This is a genomic window from Thalassotalea sp. G20_0, from assembly GCF_017744175.1.
Lineage (GTDB): Bacteria > Pseudomonadota > Gammaproteobacteria > Pseudomonadales > Endozoicomonadaceae > Endozoicomonas.
This window is the reverse complement of record NZ_JAGHQV010000044.1, coordinates 27,085-45,562: the sequence shown is the minus strand read 5'-3', so window position 1 is coordinate 45,562 and position 18,478 is coordinate 27,085. Positions and strand designations below refer to the sequence as shown.

Annotated in this window: 21 protein-coding genes; 8 read left to right on the top strand and 13 right to left on the bottom strand. The window is 49.1% G+C overall.

Annotation, left to right across the window (positions count from 1 at the left end; genetic code table 11):
- Positions 1 to 675: 675 nt before the first annotated feature.
- A complete protein-coding gene (locus J7438_RS20320) occupies positions 676 to 873 on the top strand; it encodes a hypothetical protein (protein ID WP_209203467.1) in 198 nt (65 codons plus the stop codon).
- Between the two features lie 2 nt (positions 874 to 875).
- Positions 876 to 1,409, top strand: coding sequence for a DUF2878 domain-containing protein (locus tag J7438_RS20315; protein ID WP_209203468.1), 534 nt, complete (start codon positions 876 to 878; stop codon positions 1,407 to 1,409).
- A 63-nt stretch (positions 1,410 to 1,472) separates the two neighbouring features.
- On the opposite strand, the gene J7438_RS20310 is transcribed toward J7438_RS20315, so the two are convergent.
- Complete coding sequence (locus tag J7438_RS20310; RefSeq protein WP_209203469.1) at positions 1,473 to 1,958, bottom strand: hypothetical protein; 486 nt, start codon at positions 1,956 to 1,958, stop codon at positions 1,473 to 1,475.
- A 249-nt stretch (positions 1,959 to 2,207) separates the two neighbouring features.
- On the opposite strand from J7438_RS20310, the gene selD reads away from it, so the two are divergent.
- Positions 2,208 to 3,278, top strand: coding sequence for a selenide, water dikinase SelD (gene selD, locus J7438_RS20305; RefSeq protein WP_286196756.1), 1,071 nt, complete (start codon positions 2,208 to 2,210; stop codon positions 3,276 to 3,278).
- 123 nt (positions 3,279 to 3,401) lie between these two features.
- Here the strand turns inward: selD and J7438_RS20300 are convergent, their stop codons facing one another.
- Together J7438_RS20300 and J7438_RS20295 are read right to left on the bottom strand one after the other, a co-directional pair.
- A complete protein-coding gene (locus J7438_RS20300) occupies positions 3,402 to 3,647 on the bottom strand; it encodes a hypothetical protein (RefSeq protein WP_209203471.1) in 246 nt (81 codons plus the stop codon).
- A gap of 160 nt (positions 3,648 to 3,807) precedes the next feature.
- The gene (locus J7438_RS20295) at positions 3,808 to 4,236 is read right to left on the bottom strand and encodes a secondary thiamine-phosphate synthase enzyme YjbQ (RefSeq protein ID WP_286196754.1); all 429 of its coding nucleotides are present in this window, start codon (positions 4,234 to 4,236) and stop codon (positions 3,808 to 3,810) included.
- A 177-nt stretch (positions 4,237 to 4,413) separates the two neighbouring features.
- Here J7438_RS20295 and J7438_RS20290 point away from each other — a divergent pair, with 177 nt between their 5' ends.
- A complete protein-coding gene (locus J7438_RS20290; protein ID WP_209277983.1) occupies positions 4,414 to 4,869 on the top strand; it encodes a M78 family metallopeptidase domain-containing protein in 456 nt (151 codons plus the stop codon).
- A 129-nt stretch (positions 4,870 to 4,998) separates the two neighbouring features.
- The gene (locus tag J7438_RS20285) at positions 4,999 to 5,376 is read left to right on the top strand and encodes a RidA family protein (protein WP_209203474.1); all 378 of its coding nucleotides are present in this window, start codon (positions 4,999 to 5,001) and stop codon (positions 5,374 to 5,376) included.
- Positions 5,377 to 5,461: 85 nt separating this feature from the next.
- Here the strand turns inward: J7438_RS20285 and J7438_RS20280 are convergent, their stop codons facing one another.
- The 9 genes from J7438_RS20280 to J7438_RS20240 form a co-directional block, all read right to left on the bottom strand.
- Positions 5,462 to 6,010, bottom strand: coding sequence for a DUF2058 domain-containing protein (locus J7438_RS20280; protein WP_209277982.1), 549 nt, complete (start codon positions 6,008 to 6,010; stop codon positions 5,462 to 5,464).
- A gap of 177 nt (positions 6,011 to 6,187) precedes the next feature.
- A complete protein-coding gene (locus J7438_RS20275) occupies positions 6,188 to 6,958 on the bottom strand; it encodes a cytochrome c1 (protein ID WP_209203476.1) in 771 nt (256 codons plus the stop codon).
- A complete protein-coding gene (locus J7438_RS20270; protein WP_209277981.1) occupies positions 6,958 to 8,193 on the bottom strand; it encodes a cytochrome b in 1,236 nt (411 codons plus the stop codon). The genes J7438_RS20275 and J7438_RS20270 overlap by 1 nt, the downstream gene beginning before the upstream one ends.
- The gene (petA, locus tag J7438_RS20265) at positions 8,193 to 8,786 is read right to left on the bottom strand and encodes a ubiquinol-cytochrome c reductase iron-sulfur subunit (protein ID WP_101745149.1); all 594 of its coding nucleotides are present in this window, start codon (positions 8,784 to 8,786) and stop codon (positions 8,193 to 8,195) included. Before petA ends, J7438_RS20270 begins: the two co-directional genes overlap by 1 nt.
- A 441-nt stretch (positions 8,787 to 9,227) precedes the next feature.
- Positions 9,228 to 9,416, bottom strand: coding sequence for a hypothetical protein (locus J7438_RS20260; protein ID WP_209277980.1), 189 nt, complete (start codon positions 9,414 to 9,416; stop codon positions 9,228 to 9,230).
- Positions 9,417 to 9,518: 102 nt separating this feature from the next.
- The gene (gene rpsI, locus J7438_RS20255; protein WP_101745147.1) at positions 9,519 to 9,911 is read right to left on the bottom strand and encodes a 30S ribosomal protein S9; all 393 of its coding nucleotides are present in this window, start codon (positions 9,909 to 9,911) and stop codon (positions 9,519 to 9,521) included.
- Between the two features lie 12 nt (positions 9,912 to 9,923).
- Positions 9,924 to 10,352 (bottom strand): 50S ribosomal protein L13, encoded by a 429-nt coding sequence (rplM, locus tag J7438_RS20250; protein ID WP_209203478.1) that lies wholly within the window; start codon positions 10,350 to 10,352, stop codon positions 9,924 to 9,926.
- Between the two features lie 316 nt (positions 10,353 to 10,668).
- The gene (locus J7438_RS20245; RefSeq protein ID WP_209277979.1) at positions 10,669 to 11,619 is read right to left on the bottom strand and encodes a hypothetical protein; all 951 of its coding nucleotides are present in this window, start codon (positions 11,617 to 11,619) and stop codon (positions 10,669 to 10,671) included.
- A 231-nt stretch (positions 11,620 to 11,850) separates the two neighbouring features.
- On the bottom strand, positions 11,851 to 13,689 hold the full coding sequence (locus J7438_RS20240) for an NEL-type E3 ubiquitin ligase domain-containing protein (RefSeq protein ID WP_209277978.1): 1,839 nt from the start codon (positions 13,687 to 13,689) through the stop codon (positions 11,851 to 11,853).
- 644 nt (positions 13,690 to 14,333) lie between these two features.
- Here J7438_RS20240 and rpe point away from each other — a divergent pair.
- Positions 14,334 to 15,011 (top strand): ribulose-phosphate 3-epimerase, encoded by a 678-nt coding sequence (gene rpe, locus J7438_RS20235; protein WP_209277977.1) that lies wholly within the window; start codon positions 14,334 to 14,336, stop codon positions 15,009 to 15,011.
- Positions 15,012 to 15,014: 3 nt separating this feature from the next.
- The gene (locus J7438_RS20230; protein WP_209277976.1) at positions 15,015 to 15,728 is read left to right on the top strand and encodes a phosphoglycolate phosphatase; all 714 of its coding nucleotides are present in this window, start codon (positions 15,015 to 15,017) and stop codon (positions 15,726 to 15,728) included.
- Positions 15,729 to 15,746: 18 nt separating this feature from the next.
- Here J7438_RS20230 and J7438_RS20225 read toward each other — a convergent pair whose 3' ends face one another.
- Positions 15,747 to 16,868, bottom strand: a complete 1,122-nt coding sequence (locus J7438_RS20225) for a hypothetical protein (RefSeq protein ID WP_209277975.1) — start codon at positions 16,866 to 16,868, stop codon at positions 15,747 to 15,749.
- 172 nt (positions 16,869 to 17,040) lie between these two features.
- Here J7438_RS20225 and J7438_RS20220 point away from each other — a divergent pair, with 172 nt between their 5' ends.
- The gene (locus J7438_RS20220; protein WP_209277974.1) at positions 17,041 to 18,471 is read left to right on the top strand and encodes a hypothetical protein; all 1,431 of its coding nucleotides are present in this window, start codon (positions 17,041 to 17,043) and stop codon (positions 18,469 to 18,471) included.
- Positions 18,472 to 18,478: the final 7 nt, after the last annotated feature.

The following is an 18,478-nucleotide window of genomic DNA, read 5'->3' as shown; positions in this document are numbered from 1 at the left end:
TTCTGATTTATTGTCGCCGGATTTTGATTTATTTGCGACCGGGTCAGAACGGGTCAACAACAACCATGACTGGCTTGAAGAGTTCCTGCAAGGATAAACCAGTTGTCATGACACAAGCATTTTACGGTTAAAATGGCAACATACGCAGGTTAAATTGGCGCTTACCTGAAGAGGAAGCCGGAAGCGAATATCAAGAAGAAAGTCAAACCACTACCGCTACTTCCGCAATAATAGTTGAAGCCTGAAGCGAAAATATCACTTCAGGATTCCTTCTTTTCCTCACACAGTTTATCAATTAACGCCGGTAGCAGGTTGAGAATTTACTGTTTTTTTCTCGCATTGATCCACCTTCAGGGTCCAACCTGAAGGACAAGAATAATCGTAACGAACGAAAGTGACACCAATTGTAGACTGAACTTGTCTACGGCACTGATTGCCATAAGGTTGTGTCCCAGAAGGACACACTGATTACTATTTGATCCTCTAGAGCATTACTTGTGGAGCACTCCGAACCGGCTGGGAAATTACTATCCCCAGCAGCCAAAACAACGGCATTTCTGCACCAAGACTCGGATTATCTATGCAAAATGCAGTTCATGTATTTGGGAGGCTCACCTGAATAATCATTTTGATGCCAACCCAACCATAGATTCTTGGGTTACTACAGTTATTGTGATGCCAATAACTCTTAGGCCACCCCGGACCTGCCAGGAGTCAGAACTGTTCGCCGTTGACAGCTACTCAGTCTCCCAGGCCATACGCCTTTGTATCAGCAGCCGTGATAGTAACAATAAAGTTCAGTTCGCTTTGGAAACCATTCGGGATATCCTGACCGTAGAACTGGAACCCACCTATCGCCCACTGGTGTTCTAATAATGATGACAAACGACAAAATAAAACTGATTACTAATTATCTGCTTTTCCAGCTTGGCTGGTTTGCCTGTGTTCTTGGGGGGGATCAAATTGCCCTGGCTGCAGCCGTAATAGTCCTTTTTATCCACCTGCTATGGATAGGTAACTGGCATAAGGAAAAACAAATACTGGCTCTTACTTTGCTACTGGGGTGCGCTATCGATAGCTTTCTTGGAAATCTGGACATCCTGAAGTTTAACTCTCAACTGGATGACGCTGGACGTATTTTACCACTCTGGCTGGCCTGTCTGTGGCTGATATTCGGCACCACTCTCCGGCACAGCCTTGACTGGTCCCGAACCCACAAACTCTACGGAGCCATACTGGGCTTCTTAGGGGGACCATTAAGCTATTTGGCTGGGTCAAAAATGAGTGATGTAACCCTTGCCCAGCCTTTATGGCAGACGCTGTTGATCCTGGCCATTATCTGGGCAGTTGTTATCCCAATGCTTCAGTCCTTTTCGCAGGCATGGTTGAATAAAGCAAAAAGCGGATAACGTCCCATGTTACTCAGCAGCTTTTTCAGTGATTAAAAAGCTGCTTTCAGCTACAAGTCAATCTCAATCAATCTCAGCTTCGAACTCTTTATAAGCGAAAATCCGATTGATGTGATGACTCCTGGCCAGCTTCTTAAACCAGTATGTACACCAATGCTCCGGCGTTATTAAATCCGCCAGGTCGGGAACATGTGCCTCAAAATAATCAATCAGAACACTCTGATCTTCATCATCCAGTACATTAAATAATATTCCGGGACCGGCGGTAGAGCCGTCATCCAATAGCCGCGCCCTGGTATGAAAGATCATATCTATATTAACTCGCCAGATGTCATATTTATTACACATCATCAGGCGAAAACGCGCAGTATCAAACCGGGCACCTGAGCCTGCTTTAATAAATTGGTCAGGCTCCAGCCAGGCGGGAAATTTACGAACAACCAGACCTTCGATCTTGCGACCACCGCTGGAAAGCCACTGCTGCAACGCTGCCGACTGTTGCTGCAGCAAATCATCGATAGAAGAACAAGGCAAAGTTAGTGCTCCCATCCGATTCTCCTGATTCATCAATTATCACTATTCTTCTTTCGCTTTGGATCAACCTGGTCCAAGGCAGTAGCCATATGTAATCCAAAATGCAGGGATTTATACGGTTAGCTACTTAACACTAACGTCTAAAATTACCTTTTATCACATAGAAATGACATTAGAAACCTCTGTTTTCTGCGGATGCCTGGTAAATGTGTGCAACCTTCTCCCCCTTAAGGCATTTAATGAAAGAGGTCGCGGTGCTAAAGTATGCGCATTTTAAGAGTTAGCTCAGAGGCAGTATTAATGAAGGATCTGAAGCTCACAGAATACAGTCATGGTGCGGGATGTGGATGTAAAATTTCACCACAGATTCTTGACGGTATTTTGCAAACCAACCTTACTCTCCCAGAGTTTCCTAACCTGGTTGTAGGTAATGCCAGCAAGGATGATGCAGCCGTTGTTGACCTTGGCAATGGTGAAGGGATCATCAGCACTACTGATTTCTTTATGCCTATTGTTGATGATCCATTTGACTTTGGTCGCATCGCTGCCACCAATGCCATCAGCGATATTTACGCCATGGGTGGCACGCCCTTGATGGCCATAGCCATTCTTGGCTGGCCCGTTAATAAGCTACCGCCGGAAGTCGCAGCTCAGGTAGTAGACGGTGGTCGTCAGGCCTGTGCCGATGCTGGTATACCTCTGGCTGGAGGCCACAGTATTGACGCTCCTGAACCCATCTTCGGACTTGCCGTCACTGGTCGTGTATCCCTTGAGCATCTGAAAAGAAATGATCAGGCTCAGGCCGGTCACAAGCTTTATCTGACCAAGCCGCTTGGCGTTGGTATTCTCACAACCGCGCAAAAGAAAAAGCTGTTGCAGGAGGAGCACCGGCATATTGCCCGTGACTCCATGTGCGTAATGAACACCATGGGGGCCGACCTGTCTCTGCTGAATGGCATCAGTGCCATCACCGATGTTACTGGCTTTGGTCTTCTTGGCCATCTTCTGGAGGTTTGTGAAGGCAGCAAGGTAAAAGCCACGCTGTATACCGACAAGCTGCCACTTCTTCCTCATGTGGAAACCTATCGTCAGCAGGGCTGCATTCCCGGCGGAACGGAAAGAAACCATGCCAGCTATGGCCACAAAGCCGCCAATATTACCGAGCAACAGAAACACATTCTCTGTGACCCCCAAACCAGCGGTGGACTGTTGGTCGCGGTAGACCCGGCAGCAGAAGAAGCTTTCCATAACGTCGTGGCAAGATTTGAATTGTCACTGGAACCAATTGGAGAACTATCGCCTTACGACGGTGGTAATTGGGTAGAAGTCGTTTGAATCTTCTGGAAGCGCTTACTGATCATTTTTCATGGGCAGCCTTGCATCCATGCTGGCGTGCGCTTCTGGTATAAAATATATGCGCAAAAAAAACCCGGCGAATGCCAGGCTTTAACGGTTAAACTATATTGGTCTGTTACCATATTCACCGGAGGGCTTTTTCGGTGGGTCTGCGGTAATGTTCGATGGAACCTCCTCAATCTGGCCTCCTTTCTTCAAAAACTCTTCTACCTGGGCATCCAGACTTGCCCTGAGTTTTTTACGAGACTCGACGGTCCTCTCTTCAGCAGGTTCGTCGCGGCTCCCCAGAAACCCTATATCAGCGCCATCAAAACCAGCAGCAGCTTTAGTCGGCTTTTTCCGTGCCATAGCTATGTCCTCTAGGTACTGGTTTTCGGAATGTCCATTCCGAAATATTTAGATTGACTTCTTGTCCAATTTTTATAGTTATAGTCCAGCATTGTTAAAATGCCAGTTTGGTCTCACCCTCCTGTATAAAAAATACATTATTAATGCTTGTTTTTTATCATTACGTATAACTTTCACCGTGTAAAGTGATGATTAACTTACGACTTCCACCGCTGTCTCTGTGTTCCCCCAGCCATATCCCCTGCCAATTACCCAAAGCCAGCGAACCGTCTGTGATTGGAATGATTACATCGGCACCAAACAGGCTGGATTTAATGTGGGCCGGCATATCATCACTGCCTTCTATCACATGGAGAAAATACTCTTCATTTTCAGGGATATAATGATTGCTGAAGGCTTCCATATCATGACGGACATTGGGGTCGGCATTCTCATTGAGTATCAGTGAAGCAGAAGTATGCTGTAAAAAGATATGACAAATCCCTGTCTTATACTTCTTCAGCTCCGATAACTGACCAATAATTTCGGCCGTAACCAGATGAAAACCCCTCTGGTAGGGACGCAGCTGAACCTGTTTCTGGAACCACATAATTTAACCCTCACTCAAAGGTGCCGATAACAATCCGTCAATCGCCAAAGGATCCGTACTCATGATGCCACTTTACGATAAAAATGTGACAGTTTTGAAATCTGACTTGGTGTTCATAATCCGGAATGAACGGAGTTATCTACCCATGGCAGTTTAGCAATATAAGACAAGGTTAACGTGAAGGCGATACCGATCATTCCTGTGTTCCTGTGGATCATTGCATCACCGCCAATCAAAGCAATGTACAGTGATGAACTTAATCCTTCAGGTTGTACGTTTCTGGATATGCAGGCTTTTTACATGGAAGAGTTAGGCATTGATCCTGACATTAGTATTGAGTATGTGCACATGAGGATGCCCGGGCCCAATATGCTCGGGTATACACTCCCACTGAAGAACGGGAGTTACCAACTGGCTCTTGCCAGGGGATTGGAGCCAAGTGAAGTCCGCATCACCATTGCCCACGAATTAGTGCATGTACGACAACTTGAAAATAAACAGATTAAGCTTTCTGAATTCAAAAAACACTATATGGAGAGGAGTTTTGAAGACGAGGCTTTTCGACTGAGCATCCCCCTCGCCATCAAGTTCTACACAAAGCATTCCTGCCAAAAGACGACATCTGAAGCGTAAACACAGCAGTCATGATCTTTGGGAAACAAGTCAAAAATAAACCCAAAAATTCATTTTGAACCGATGACAAACACACGTGACATCTCTAAAATCTCGCTCCTTTCCCTTAAACAAAGCAGCTTAATCATCATGGACAAAGTGATCGAAACCCCTGACGCTCCTCCGGCTATCGGCCCATACTCTCAGGGTATGCGCTTTGGTAACCTGGTATTCACATCGGGCCAGCTGCCAATCGATCCGGAAACCGGAGAAGTCTCTGAAGACACCAAACAGCAGGCTCATCAGTGCCTGAAAAACCTGAAAGCGGTATTGGAAGCGGCTGGCAGCGGCATGGACCGTGTGAAAAAAGTCACCGTATTCGTTCGCGATATGGATGAGTTCAGCAATATTAACGAAGTCTACAAGCAGTACTTCAAAGTACCTTTCCCTGCCCGCAGCCTGGTTGAAGTTGCCCGTCTGCCAAAAGATGTGAAGGTAGAAATTGAAGCCCTGGCAACGGTTGACTAACCCGTTGGCAGAGCAGCCAACAATGGTTCTCATTCATTAAGTAACATTTCGAGAACACATTAATTGAACGGGGGGTTAGCCCCCGTTACCACATCAGGTCATCCGGAATCTGATAATCCGCATACCAGTCTTCTTCTTCCTCGGTCAAATCACCAGACTTATCATTCTGCATGACAATCGCTTCTGGCTTTCGCTCTGCAATCTTACTGGCCACCGGCGCAGGAATGACCAGAAAATCGTCGCCCAGTATCGCCAGGGCCAGCAAGCCCCTTTCCAACCTGGTTAACTGTTCATCAGTCACATAAATTTTCTTGATTTTGTTTTCATAAACAAACTTATATTCTGCTTCGCCTCCATTACGGGACAATACATTAGTCTCAATCAGTTGACGAACCTGTGCCTCCAACGCCTTACGCTGACGTTCATCTTCAAGCTGTCGATTCAGCTCACGATCTTTCTCAGCCTGAGCCTGTCTCTCTTTCTCCAGCTCAATACGACGCTTTTCCTGATCGGTCATATCACCAGAGCGGGCAGCCTGCTGTTTCTTTTTCTTATTACTGGTCTTGGCCTGTAATGCCTGTTGTTTTGTCGCAAGGCCAGCTTTCATCAGCTGGTCACGCAGTGATTTACTCATCGTTATATACCAAGGGGATACAAAAAACTGGAATCTTAGCAAGCCCTTCTACTGACAGCCAGAGATGAAACCCGCCATTGTCTGCTTTTTGATAACCATAAAAAGCACAAAGCCCACAAAGAAGAACCTTCCTTTGTGGGCTAGTTGATTCAGAAAGCCAATAACGGCGACTATTGGTTAGTGGACATCCTTCCAGAATTCCCGTTTGAGCAGATAGGCAAACACAAAGAACAGCGCCAGGAACAGGTATACATAAATACCCAGCTGCTTACGCTGTTCTTGCATTGGCTCCGCAGAGTAAGCCAGGAAGTTGGTCAAATCATAGGCCATTTGATCGTATTCGGTGGGCGTCATACTCCCCTTACGCTCCGGATCAACCGTCAGGCCACAGATTTTGTCTCCGGTCAGCGGGTCACGGGCCGTTGGGTCGGTATCACCGCAATTGTCGATCTGTACTCCCTGAAGCCCCAGAAGCACATGGGGCATACCAACATCCGGGAAGACCTTGTTGTTTACCCCATAAGGACGGCTTGGGTCTTCGTAGAAAGTCCGGAGGTAGGTATATAGCCAGTCAGGCCCACCCTTGACGCGGGACACGAGTGTCAGATCCGGAGGCGCAGCGCCAAACCAGACCTTCGCTTCGTCCGGATCCATGCTGTTATGCATCAGATCACCGATCTTGGCAGACTTATCGAACACCAGGTGTTCCATCATCAGGTCATGGGGTATGCCCAGGTCATCCGCTACCCGTTCATAGCGCTGATACTGGGTCGCATGACAACCTGCGCAGTAGTTCTGGTAATACTTCGCCCCCCGCTGCAGCGAAGCTTTGTCAGAAGGGTCCACATTGGCCTCATCAAGAGGGTATCCCCCACCGGCTGCTGCTGCCAACGATGAAAACAGCACCGAAACCAGAAACAACTTAATGGTCAGTATTATTCTTTTCATTAGCCGGTCACCCTCTCAGGTACAGGTTTGGTCTTCTCCCATCGTGTGTAAAAAGGCATCAACAGGAAGAACGCAAAGTAAATCAGCGTACAGATCTGGGCAATGAGTGTATAAGTCTCAGTGGCCGGTTGCGTTCCGAGCCAGGTCAGCAAAATAAAGACAAAGGCAAAAACCACAATGCTGGTTCTGCTGATCATGCCCTTGTAACGCCATGACCTGACCGGACTGCGATCCAGCCAGGGCAGAACAAAGAGAATGGCAATCGCGCCACCCATGGCGATAACCCCACCCAGCTTGGAGTCGATTGGTCCGATATCAAAGGTAATCGCCCTGAGAATGGAGTAGAACGCGCCAAAATACCAGACTGGTGCAATATGCTCGGGCGTCTTCAGGCCGTTGGCCGGTTCAAAGTTGGCATGTTCAAGGAAGAACCCGCCCATCTCCGGGAAGAAGAAAATAATGCCACAGAACACAAACAGGAAAACCACAACACCGACAATATCCTTAACGGTGTAGTAGGGGTGGAAAGCGATACCATCCAGGGGCACACCATCGGATCCTTTGTTCTTCTTGATATCTATACCGTCCGGATTGTTTGAGCCCACTTCATGCAGCGCCAGGATGTGCAAAACCACCAGGCCAAGAATAACGATCGGCAACGCAATGACATGCAGCGCAAAGAAGCGGTTCAGGGTAATACCGGAAATCAGGAAGTCTCCACGAATCCACTGCTGAAGATCCGGACCAATTACCGGAATAGCGCCAAACAGGGAAATAATTACCTGCGCCCCCCAGTAGGACATCTGCCCCCAGGGCAACAGGTACCCCATAAAGGCCTCACCCATCAGCGCCAGGTAGATGGCCATCCCGAAGATCCAGATCAACTCCCGTGGGGCTTTGTAGGACCCATAGAGAAGACCACGAAACATGTGGCAGTAAATAACCACAAAGAACATGGATGCTCCGGTAGAGTGCATGTAGCGGATCAACCAGCCATACTCCACATCCCGCATGATGTACTCAACAGAAGCAAAAGCGGCTTCGGCGCTGGGCACATAACTCATGGTCAGCCAGATGCCCGTCAGGAGCTGGTTAACCAGAACCAGCAGGGCCAGAGAACCAAAGAAATACCAGAAGTTGAAGTTTTTGGGCGCATAATATTTGCTGAGATGCTTCTCCCACGCCTGGGTGACGGGAAGTCGGGCATCAACCCAGGCCATTATTTTATTTCCCATCACGCATTCTCCTCATCTTTACCGATAATCAGAATATCATCGCCTTCAAAGGAGTATGGTGGCACGACCAGATTCGTTGGGGCAGGAACTCCTTTATACACCCGACCGGCCAGATCGAACCGCGAACCATGACAGGGGCAGAAATACCCCCCCTTCCAGTTGGCATCAAACTCCATGGGTTTGACTTCCGGCAGATATTTTGGAGAACACCCGAGGTGGGTACACAAACCGACCAGAACAAGAACATCTTCCGTCCGTGAACGGTACGGATTGGTGGCATACTCAGGCTGCTCTGAGCTTTCTGATTTCGGGTCGCGCAAACGCCCATCCTGTGATGGCAGTTCATTCAGCATATCTTTGGTACGTCGCAGCACAAAGACTGGTTTACCCCGCCATTCGTAGACAACCTGTTGCCCGGGTTCCAGCTTGCTTAAATTGACTTTTACCGGTGCACCGGCAGCCTTAGCTTTTGCACTCGGGTTCCACGACTTCAGAAAAGGCGTAGCGACCCCTACAGCCCCGGCAGCCCCCACCACCGAAGTCGCTGCCACGAGAAAGCGGCGCCGGCCTTTGTTTATGCCGTTGTCACTCATTAACCTACTCTCCCCATCCGGGCTGAATGCCCAATGACTTCTTTTTGTTCATGGGTGTGATAACTGGAGTCTCCGCAAACCTCCAGCGAGGAACTCTGTAAAACGTACGATCGATCAGTAAACCGGCTTTCCGTTTTTGAACCCCGAACTTTATTATTGGCAGGATACCACCTATCACAGTCCATTCGTCACAAGTTCAAACAAAGGACACCAGAGATGATAACAGATTTACTTCTGAAACAGGGCTTTTGTTAACCCGGATATTTCATAAACGTGCTCCCGCTCTCGCTTGTCCTTTGCCGCTCTAAGGGAGTTTTGCTCAGTCAACCGTACTCCCCGGTACGGCACTGCCTCACAAAATCCCTTAGAGCGACAAAGTCCGGCGCGAGATTCGGGGCAGTTTATGAAATATCCGGGTTGCAGCCTGAAAAGAACAAAGACTCAAAAGCTCTCTCGCAGAACCACCCGCACCCCAAATAACAACCTGACAGCTGCAATCAACCCCCAACAATAAAGCCGCATCGCATTATACTTACCCACATAAGCGGCAGTGCGTAATGATACTGGTTTTAACGCATAAAAAAAATGCCCAAAACAGGGCACAGGTTTTTTAATAAAAGTTTCAGGCATAAAAAAACTTCCCGACACGCTCTCCCGAAAGAGGCACAAAGGGAAGTTTTCCAGTAATCCAGGCAACCAGCCGGAAAACCGGCAGGTTGTCTGAGCACAATATCAGCGCTTGGAGAACTGTGGACGCTTACGGGCTTTACGCAGACCCACTTTCTTACGCTCAACTTCACGAGCGTCACGGGTAACGTAGCCAGCCTTACGCAGAGGAGAGCGCAGAGTCTCATCGTACTGCATCAGCGCGCGGGTGATACCATGACGGATAGCACCAGCCTGACCAGAACCGCCGCCACCAGATACAGTGATCTTGATGTCGAACTTTTCAGTCAGCTCAGTCAGTTCCAGAGGCTGACGAACTACCATTCGAGCAGTTTCACGGCCGAAGTATTCGTCCAGGGAACGGCCATTGACAGTGATACTGCCAGAACCAGCTCTCAGGAAAACACGTGCGGTTGAGGACTTACGACGTCCAGTTCCGTAGTATTGAGTTACAGACATAACCACCCCTGATTAAATTTCCAGTTGCTGAGGCTGCTGAGCAGCATGTGGATGCTCGCTTCCGGCATAAACCTTCAGCTTGCTGTACATGGCACGACCCAGAGAATTCTTGGGCAGCATCCCCTTAACAGCCGTCTCGATTACCAGCTCAGGCTTGTGGTCGATCAGCTTGTCAAAGCTGATGGACTTCAGGCCGCCGATGTAACCGGTGTGGCGGTGGTACATCTTGTCAGTAGACTTACGTCCGGTAACACGTACTTTCTCGGCGTTTACTACAACGATGTAGTCGCCAGTGTCCACATGAGGAGTGAACTCTGGCTTATGCTTGCCGCGCAGACGCAGAGCGATTTCTGTTGCCAGACGACCCAGCGTTTTGCCTTCGGCATCAACTACGAACCAGTCACGTTTTACGGTTTCTGGCTTAGCACTAAAAGTTTTCATTAAATTCGCCTCTATGATACCGCTTACGCGATACCTGTTCCTACATGGCCGTTCCCTGCTGGACAAGAGCCAGGCTAATAGCCCCGGTTCAGCAATACCGGCCTGTTCAAAACATTGGGCGCTCAATCGGGAAACGGGAGCGGTATTATACCGTTTGGCAAGAGGAAATAAAGCCCCTTGCGAACCGGATCTCTGTTAAAAACCCGGAGCCACACTATTTGCCTTCTGTGACAGCACATCCGGGGAATAGCTGACCGGAAATTTTTGCCTGCACATTGTATTGCATCATTAATTTGCATAGCTCCGGGCGAGATGACTAACGAGCAACCTGCAAACCGCTGTCAGCAGCCCTGAGGACTTTTAAAATATGCTGCCCCTGAAAGTCCGGATTAAACTGAAGGCCATCCGGAAGCACCCTTCTGCCAAGCCTCTCAAGCTCTGAGGAAGCAGCACTGGTTCGGGCTTCAACGGCCAGTAACAGGGAGTTCAGCAGGAAGCCTATAATGCTACGATTCCATAAACTCACACCAAAACCACCGGCAAGGGCAGCGTAAGTGACGATAAAAGATACCCTGTTAACAAAACCGTTTTTCTGATCCCCGTGATACCCGGTCACCATTCTCACAGGAGGCTGCGTTCTGTCATTATCGGCAAAGCTGAACCCGACACCTTCTGAGAGGCCGTTTATACTGAAAGGCCCGCCAAGATCGAGAAAAAGTTCATTATCTCTGGGAAATTTGTAATATCGATAACCATAAATGCCACCGCGCCCTGCGCTACTGATATACAGTGACTTAAGATCCATCCACTCCAGGCTCATAATATAAATAGATCTTTCCGGGGACAGCATCAAATCAAGGGCTGACTGATGGGTTGCCAGAATTAAAAAAAGTAACAATGGGTTTTTCTGCAAAGGGGCGGGCATTGTCCTTGAATCAATTTTTTTTACCAACCGTCTGATCTTACTTTCCGTAGTAAATAGCACCTTGTAACCCGAAACCTCTGATGCGGATTCAGTCAATATCGCCTCAAAGTCCACCAACAACAATTGCCCGGTTCTTTTAAGGTAAGAGAGGTAATTGACATAACCAAAAGCCCCATCCTCCACTTCCTCCATTTGATCAATTTCTTCCGCCTCTGATGGGACTGAAATCATTATTCGACAGGACTCGGCAATCCCCTGCAGGCACCCCTCTGTATATTTCAAACTCCCTTGAACACCGTAAATATCCCTCAACTCCAGAGCACCAACATAATCTGGAGCCACAACCGCGTCAGAAAGGCCGTGATTACCGGCAATTGCCTGACCGGTAATAACAAGTGTGATACAAGCACACCAACACTGCCTCACTCCCCACGCCAAAGCTCTTGAAAAAAACAGGAACATCGTCTCAATTTTCACCACAAGCCTCACCAACCGTATGAATGCGCCTAATCCAATATCAGGAATTCAGCTCTCGATTATAGACACGAGCAACATGTCCCCCGTGGAACAATTTCATCGCTGAAATTTAGCCTTTTTCCGTGGCGGTGCCTCATCCTCCAGCCGATAGACAGCCGACCAGTCTAACGGCGATTTAAAAAATGGGTCACGGCTGTTTTCCAGGAAGGCTCTGCGCAGGCTTTGGTAATCAAAATGATCATCGCCAAAGGCAACCATTTGCCCGGTTTTCTCCAGACAGAACGGGCAGTCTTTAATCCGGTCAACAGTCATGGGTTGCAGCTGTTCAAAGGGTGGAATAGCGAGGTTGCGCCGGTATTTCTGCCAGGGCCCCCAGGTCTCGAGATAGCTATCCAGGGCTTGTTCCGTACAGGTTTGCTCTATGAGTTCAGCCGCACTGGCAATGTCCTGATCTGATAAATCGGCAACATAGCTGTAGTGCATTTTCCGGGTACTGCCGGGTAGATCAAAGTACCCACGCAAACCAATTTGAAAAGCCAGCTCCACCTCAACCATAAACGACGCAGGCCTACCTGATGACCCGATATGCTCACTGGCAATTTTTTTTACTTCATCAAGAATCATCATCTGTCGACCCAGGGCTCTTAACTCCGCTCTTAACTCGATAGTATCGTCATTTTGCAGGGCCATGGTCTCTGCCAAATGGGACAGCTGCAGTGTTTCCAGGTCGTCCAGGGCCAGGATCACCCCGTCTTCACAGCTGCTGATGGCCTGGTGTATCCGGGTCAGGGCGTTGTCACTGACCTCACTGTCACCGTTCAGCAGCGAAAACATCTCCGAGACCCGAACCGCCAATAAATATCGTGTCTCCGGGTCTTTATACTCCACTGTTTCCGTTAACCGTTCCAGAAACGTCACCAGGTCCTCAGCCTGGTCTGGCCGACACTCCAGTTTCGGCGCTGCAACAGCAGGCACGGCCCACCAGAAGAGAATGGCCTGATCGAGCGTCGCAAAGCTGGCAGGGCGTTTCCGAAAGTGGTCAACATGAAACAGTATGCCGGGTAAAGGTTTAGTCCTGAGGTTATCCATCAGCAATACGGGCAGTTGGGTATTCTTCAGATAAACATGGCGCCTTTTGTTCTCCCATGTTCTGCCCAACCCCGTGACCCAGTCAGGCAACTCCCCCAGACGGGTGCACCCCGTGAGGCAAAGGTCACCGCCCAGCCTGACATCTTTGGGCAAGCACTTCAGTCTGTGGCATCCGTGGAGATTGATATAACCCCGGACGAACATTGTCTCGGGTAATTCATCCAGATTTTCACAGTAGGCAAGGTCGAGATACCGCTCCACCTCAAGTTTGCGTGGCAGGTACCTCAAGTTTTGGCACCCCCACAGGTCCAGGCAACCATACCGGGAATGATTTGCTGGCAGGCTTATCAGGCCAGGGCAATCTTTGATGTAGATCCGCCTCTTGACCTCAATGGTCCGGGGCAGCTCTGTCAGTTTATACAGTGAACTCAGGAAAAGTGAGCCAGCTACCGAAAGGAACGGAGGCAGGTCTGGCAGGTCGCGGCATCCTTGCAGATAAAGGGATCCAGTGATTGAGAGACGTTCGGGCAGCAACATTGAGCCGCTGAGCCCCTGAAGAAACACACAACCTTTGACACGGTAATGAATATCATTCTGCAAGGTGCCGGCCCTGATCGCCTTAATTAACCCGGCCTCGCTGATCTCTGTGACCTTGATGATTGAGCGTTCCGATATCACCTCAATTTTTACCGTTTCCCTGACCCACCGCCTATCCGACAAAAACTCAGTGGGTCTACCGATGCGACAGGGCTGGTCAACGCCGTAAATGCCTGCCTCCTCCTCTTCAGCTGAACGGGTAGCATCATGCCGCCGGGCAGGAGGAGCATTGCGACTTATCCTGTCCATCAGTGCGGTCTCCGTTTACCTGCAAATAACGCGATATTAAGTCAGCACAGTTCGTGTCGTAGCAGCATAGACGATGTCAACCATTGTGAATAATGATGCAGGCATTCCACTCTTGTATGCACCTGTTTTGCATACATTCCGTAATGCTCTACCTCATTGGATAAACAGGCTCCCCCGGGGGGCGGTTCACTCAGTAGAGCTTTGTTTATTGCAGAAGAAGGCCTCTTTCCAGCTTGCTTTGATGACTATCTTCCAGATAATCATATACCCCATGCCCAGGCACCTGCCGGACTTACCACTGACCTACTGCGGAAAAATCCTACTAGCTCATGGGCGTTTAGCCACATACCGATTTTGTTGGCGTTTCGGATGCTCTCTCAATCTGATAATTGACTTATACGTCAATTAAAAAGCTCCGGGAATTTCAGCCACCTCTGAATAATGGTAATGTTTGGGCAGCACAATCCAGTAGTCCAGTAGTCTGGACTCAGCCTCAACAGTATCCAGTGACTCTGATAAACACGTTTAATAAAGCCTGAACACCCGGTTCATCTCTGCAATGAGCAAATGCCGACGGCACCTGACAGCGCCCTGACAACCCGCTACAATCGCCGGAAATCATACACAGGCAGATCAGGATAACCATGCGCGACTACATTATTGCCCCAAGTATTCTTTCCGCAGATTTTGCCCGCCTGGGCGAAGAGGTCGACCATGTTCTGGCCGCTGGAGCGGACTGGATTCACTTTGATGTTATGGACAACCACTACGTCCCGAACCTCACCCTGGGCCCGATGGTGTGCAAGGCACTGAGAAAGCACGGCGTCACTGCGCCCATCGATGTTCACCTGATGGTAAGCCCTGTGGATCGTATCATCGGTGATTTTATTGAAGCCGGTGCCAGCATGATCACCTTCCATCCGGAAGCATCTGAACATATTGATCGCAGCTTACAACTGATTCGCGAAGGTGGCTGCCAGGCTGGACTGGTACTCAATCCGGCAACATCCCCCGACGTGCTTGAGTACGTGATGGACAAACTGGATATGATCCTGTTGATGTCGGTCAATCCCGGCTTTGGCGGTCAGAAGTTTATCCCCTCAACCCTGAAAAAACTGTGCAGGGTTCGTAAGCTGATTGATGATAGCGGGCTGAATATCCGTCTTCAGGTGGACGGGGGCGTGACCACCAGCAATATCCGCCAGATTGCCGAAGCCGGCGCTGATACCTTTGTTGCCGGTTCAGCCATTTTTGGCGCGGACAACTATCAGGATGTCGTGACGCAAATGCGCTCCGAGCTGGCTGAAGTCGTGGCTTTATAAACCATGACAACATTTAGCGGCCATCCATTTCTGAACAACCTGACCCTGGTCATGTACGACCTGGATGGCACGCTGATAGAAAGCGCGCCGGACCTTGCCGTCGCGCTGGATAAGATGCTGCTCGATATGGGCAGGCCTGCCGCCGGAGAGTCGAAAACCCGCCTATGGGTTGGCAACGGCATTCCTGCGCTGGTGAAACGCGCGCTGGCTGATGATATGCATGGAGATCAGCCTGGCCGGGTAGATTCCTCACTGTTCGAGACCGCCCATGAATGCTTTAAGTCTTACTACAGCGAAGAACTCGGACATCACAGCTACCTGTACCCCGGGGTTTCTGACTTTCTTGAGGCGATGAAAGATCGCGGTATCAAGCAGGTCGTTATTACCAACAAAAGTGCGCAGTTTACTGACCGCCTGCTGCAGCTGATGGGTATTGATCACTACTTTGATCTGACCATCGGGGGCGACAGCCTGTCTGAAAAAAAACCTCACCCCTTGCCCTTACTGTATGCCATGCAGAAGTTTAATTGTCCTGCCGGGCAATCACTGATGATTGGCGACTCCGTTAATGATATTCGTGCCGCCAGAGCGGCGGGTGTCCGGGTGGTTGGCTTACCTTATGGATATAATCATGGTGAACCTATTGAGTGGGCCAAGCCTGACTTGGTGATTGCATCATTAACCACTCTCCTCCAGTTACACTCAGCGAAGTCTTAACCAGGTTCGCGGATGGAGTCATGCAGCCACTGCCATTTTCCAATCAGCCACCTCCGAAGTTACCTTACGCTGGTAAAGACGTGAACAAACCCGATTGCTGTGCCCCCATGCCTGCTCCACAACCTTTGGCAGAACGGGTACCGGATTTGGCTTCTCAGCCCTGAAAAACAGATAGTTAAGCGCAGTATATAACGCATATGCCCGACGCGATATATAAGCCCCGGGCTTAGCCTGATAACCACTCACCGCCGGTATCAACAGCTTACTCAGCAGTTCGGGTCGCTCATTGCAGGTGGCGCAAAACTGCATATTCCAGGTTGTGTAGAGATCACTCCAATGCTTCGGCAGCGGATAATTAAACAGAGGTTCCTGCCCCTGCTCATCCAACTCAGAAGCACATTGGGTGTATTTACCAGGATAATGCTGGGCCAGGGTCAAGCCTGCACAGGCATTTTCGTGACGGCCACTGACTGCCTCCACGGCGGTCGCTTCAATAATATTAAAGGGCAGAATACAACGCCCCTGCGAATGGGGGTAATTTGGTTTCTTTCGACCTTTCAACATCTTCACAATAGGCTGCTCAACGGAGATGAGCTTAATCGCTTTTTTGAAACCCAGCCCTCTGATAGCCCCCCCCATTTCATTTCGCTTTTTTTTCCACAAATGAACACACGCTTCCAGCACTTCGGTATTTTGAATCTGGGCTTTGGTCAGTAAATTAAGCGCCAGAGCAAATGGCAATACCGATTCCAGTTCATGAATAATTTCATTTTTACCCTTTTCGAGCATGCCTTCGTTCGTTTCACTGACATTAATAATGTTATGAATGGCACGCATCAAATAATCATTGTCCTTGATATTCCTGAAAACCTCACTGACTGCCTTTTCTATTGCTTCCTGCGAAGTATCATCGGATAAGTTACTACTGATTATTTCGAATATTTCCTGAGTCCACTCGCCTCTGCGATCCATCAACTCAAGATCCATGAAGGACTGCTTAACCTTTTCCCTCACTTCGTTAACATCCAGCTTCTGTATCAGCTGGCTGGCACGAGTATGCAAGTCACTCAGGAAACCATTTACCTTTTCTCTCTCTGCCGAACTCAGTGATGTTTCTGAGCGATCAATTGCCCCTTTCATACATAGTGCAATTTTCAAATAGATGGGTGAAAGTCTCATATTGATCACGCTCACAGGCTTTGAGCCACAACAAGCAGGCGTAACAGCAATTTTTTCAACCTGAGAGGGGAGCGACCAAACACAGCTATGATTCTAACAGCAAAGAAAGAGTCAACTGTGAGAGGCCGCTCCGATGGAAGTATGTCAGTCACTGACCAATGTCGCCAATGATTCCTGCCCTGCTATTGACCAACTGCAGCAAAAACTGACGCTCCTTCGTCAGTCCAATAAACCAATCCAGCATTTTGAGGATCATGAAAACGAGATTCACTCCCTCTTTGTTCAGGCAGAGCGAGAAATACTGGCAGAAGAACTGCAAAAATTAGACATCAATGAAGCCGCTATCGAGTTGAACGGGGTCGTGTATCACCAGGCACCGCGCAGCTATCAAACCTACCAGTCAGCAGCAGGACCTGTCCGGGTATTACGCAGCCTCTACCGCAATGCCGGGGATAAGTGCATTGTCCCTTTAGAGCTCAAAGCTGGCGTTGTAGAAGGCCACTGGTTACCAAAGGCTGCGAAGCAAGCAGCATGGTTGGTTGCCCAGTTACCACCCGCAGACGTAAAAAGCTTACTCGACCTGATGGGGAATATGATGCCCTCAACCAGCTCTCTGGCACGTCTTCCAAAAAAACTCAGCGAACAATGGGAACAGCACCTTGAACCTTTCGAGACCCTTCTCGCGGAGAATCTCACAGTACCACCTAACGCGGTGACGGTAGCGGCCTCCCTTGACGGTGTGATGCTACCAATGAAAGACGGCAAGCGTCAGGAGAAACGTGAAAAGAGTGTTGCTGACGGTAAACGTACCCGAGGGCCAGCAGGTTGTCAGGAGGCAAGTTGTGGAACACTGTCGTTTTATGATGACCAGGGAGATCGCCTCTCTACGATCAGGATGGGAAGAATGCCTGAAAGCAAGAAAGCGACATTGAAAAAATCCCTTTCAAACCTTCTGGACAAGGCGCTTCAGCAAAAGCCGGATCTGACTCTGGTCAAAGTGGCAGACGGAGCCCGGGACAATTGGACATACTTCACCAAAGACCTGCCTGAGGGAGAAGAAATTGTCGATTATTACCATGCGGCAGAACACCTGAAGAAGGCATTTGACCTGGCTTACGGTGAAAATAGCGCGAAATCCAAAGAGAAGTTCAGCACCTACCGACATATCCTGAAGGAAGAGCCAGATGGGGTTGAAAAAATCATCAAGGCACTGGCTTACCAGCATAGCAAGCATCCCCGGCGATCGAAATTAAAGACAGAGTTGAAGTACTTCAGAAAAAACCGGTTACGGATGAACTATGCAGAACACCTGTCGCTCAATCTGCCCATAGGCTCAGGGGTCATTGAAGCGTCCTGTAAAACGCTGGTTACACAGCGAATGAAGTGTTCGGGAATGCGTTGGCGGCACCCCGGGGGACAAGGCATCCTGACACTCAGGTCACTAATTCAAAGTGGTTGGTTCGACTGTGGCTGGATGCTGCTGTCGGTAACGTACCGAGCCAAGGTAAACATGGTCAGTGATAATGTGCTTCCATTTCCTGGGAGGGATAAGATTGAACGTTAGTACTCAT

Coding starts and splice junctions, on each gene's coding strand:
- J7438_RS20240 (WP_209277978.1), bottom strand. CDS start 13,689: ATGGACAGGATAAGTCGCAATGCTCCTCCTGCCCGGCGGCATGATGCT.
- petA (WP_101745149.1), bottom strand. CDS start 8,786: ATGAGTGACAACGGCATAAACAAAGGCCGGCGCCGCTTTCTCGTGGCA.
- J7438_RS20295 (WP_286196754.1), bottom strand. CDS start 4,236: ATGTGGTTCCAGAAACAGGTTCAGCTGCGTCCCTACCAGAGGGGTTTT.
- J7438_RS20300 (WP_209203471.1), bottom strand. CDS start 3,647: ATGGCACGGAAAAAGCCGACTAAAGCTGCTGCTGGTTTTGATGGCGCT.
- rplM (WP_209203478.1), bottom strand. CDS start 10,352: ATGAAAACTTTTAGTGCTAAGCCAGAAACCGTAAAACGTGACTGGTTC.
- J7438_RS20280 (WP_209277982.1), bottom strand. CDS start 6,010: ATGAGTAAATCACTGCGTGACCAGCTGATGAAAGCTGGCCTTGCGACA.
- J7438_RS20260 (WP_209277980.1), bottom strand. CDS start 9,416: ATGCCTGAAACTTTTATTAAAAAACCTGTGCCCTGTTTTGGGCATTTT.
- rpe (WP_209277977.1), top strand. CDS start 14,334: ATGCGCGACTACATTATTGCCCCAAGTATTCTTTCCGCAGATTTTGCC.
- selD (WP_286196756.1), top strand. CDS start 2,208: ATGCGCATTTTAAGAGTTAGCTCAGAGGCAGTATTAATGAAGGATCTG.
- J7438_RS20310 (WP_209203469.1), bottom strand. CDS start 1,958: ATGGGAGCACTAACTTTGCCTTGTTCTTCTATCGATGATTTGCTGCAG.
- J7438_RS20320 (WP_209203467.1), top strand. CDS start 676: ATGCCAATAACTCTTAGGCCACCCCGGACCTGCCAGGAGTCAGAACTG.
- J7438_RS20315 (WP_209203468.1), top strand. CDS start 876: ATGATGACAAACGACAAAATAAAACTGATTACTAATTATCTGCTTTTC.
- J7438_RS20220 (WP_209277974.1), top strand. CDS start 17,041: ATGGAAGTATGTCAGTCACTGACCAATGTCGCCAATGATTCCTGCCCT.
- J7438_RS20270 (WP_209277981.1), bottom strand. CDS start 8,193: ATGGGAAATAAAATAATGGCCTGGGTTGATGCCCGACTTCCCGTCACC.
- rpsI (WP_101745147.1), bottom strand. CDS start 9,911: ATGTCTGTAACTCAATACTACGGAACTGGACGTCGTAAGTCCTCAACC.
- J7438_RS20275 (WP_209203476.1), bottom strand. CDS start 6,958: ATGAAAAGAATAATACTGACCATTAAGTTGTTTCTGGTTTCGGTGCTG.
- J7438_RS20230 (WP_209277976.1), top strand. CDS start 15,015: ATGACAACATTTAGCGGCCATCCATTTCTGAACAACCTGACCCTGGTC.
- J7438_RS20225 (WP_209277975.1), bottom strand. CDS start 16,868: ATGAAAGGGGCAATTGATCGCTCAGAAACATCACTGAGTTCGGCAGAG.
- J7438_RS20285 (WP_209203474.1), top strand. CDS start 4,999: ATGGACAAAGTGATCGAAACCCCTGACGCTCCTCCGGCTATCGGCCCA.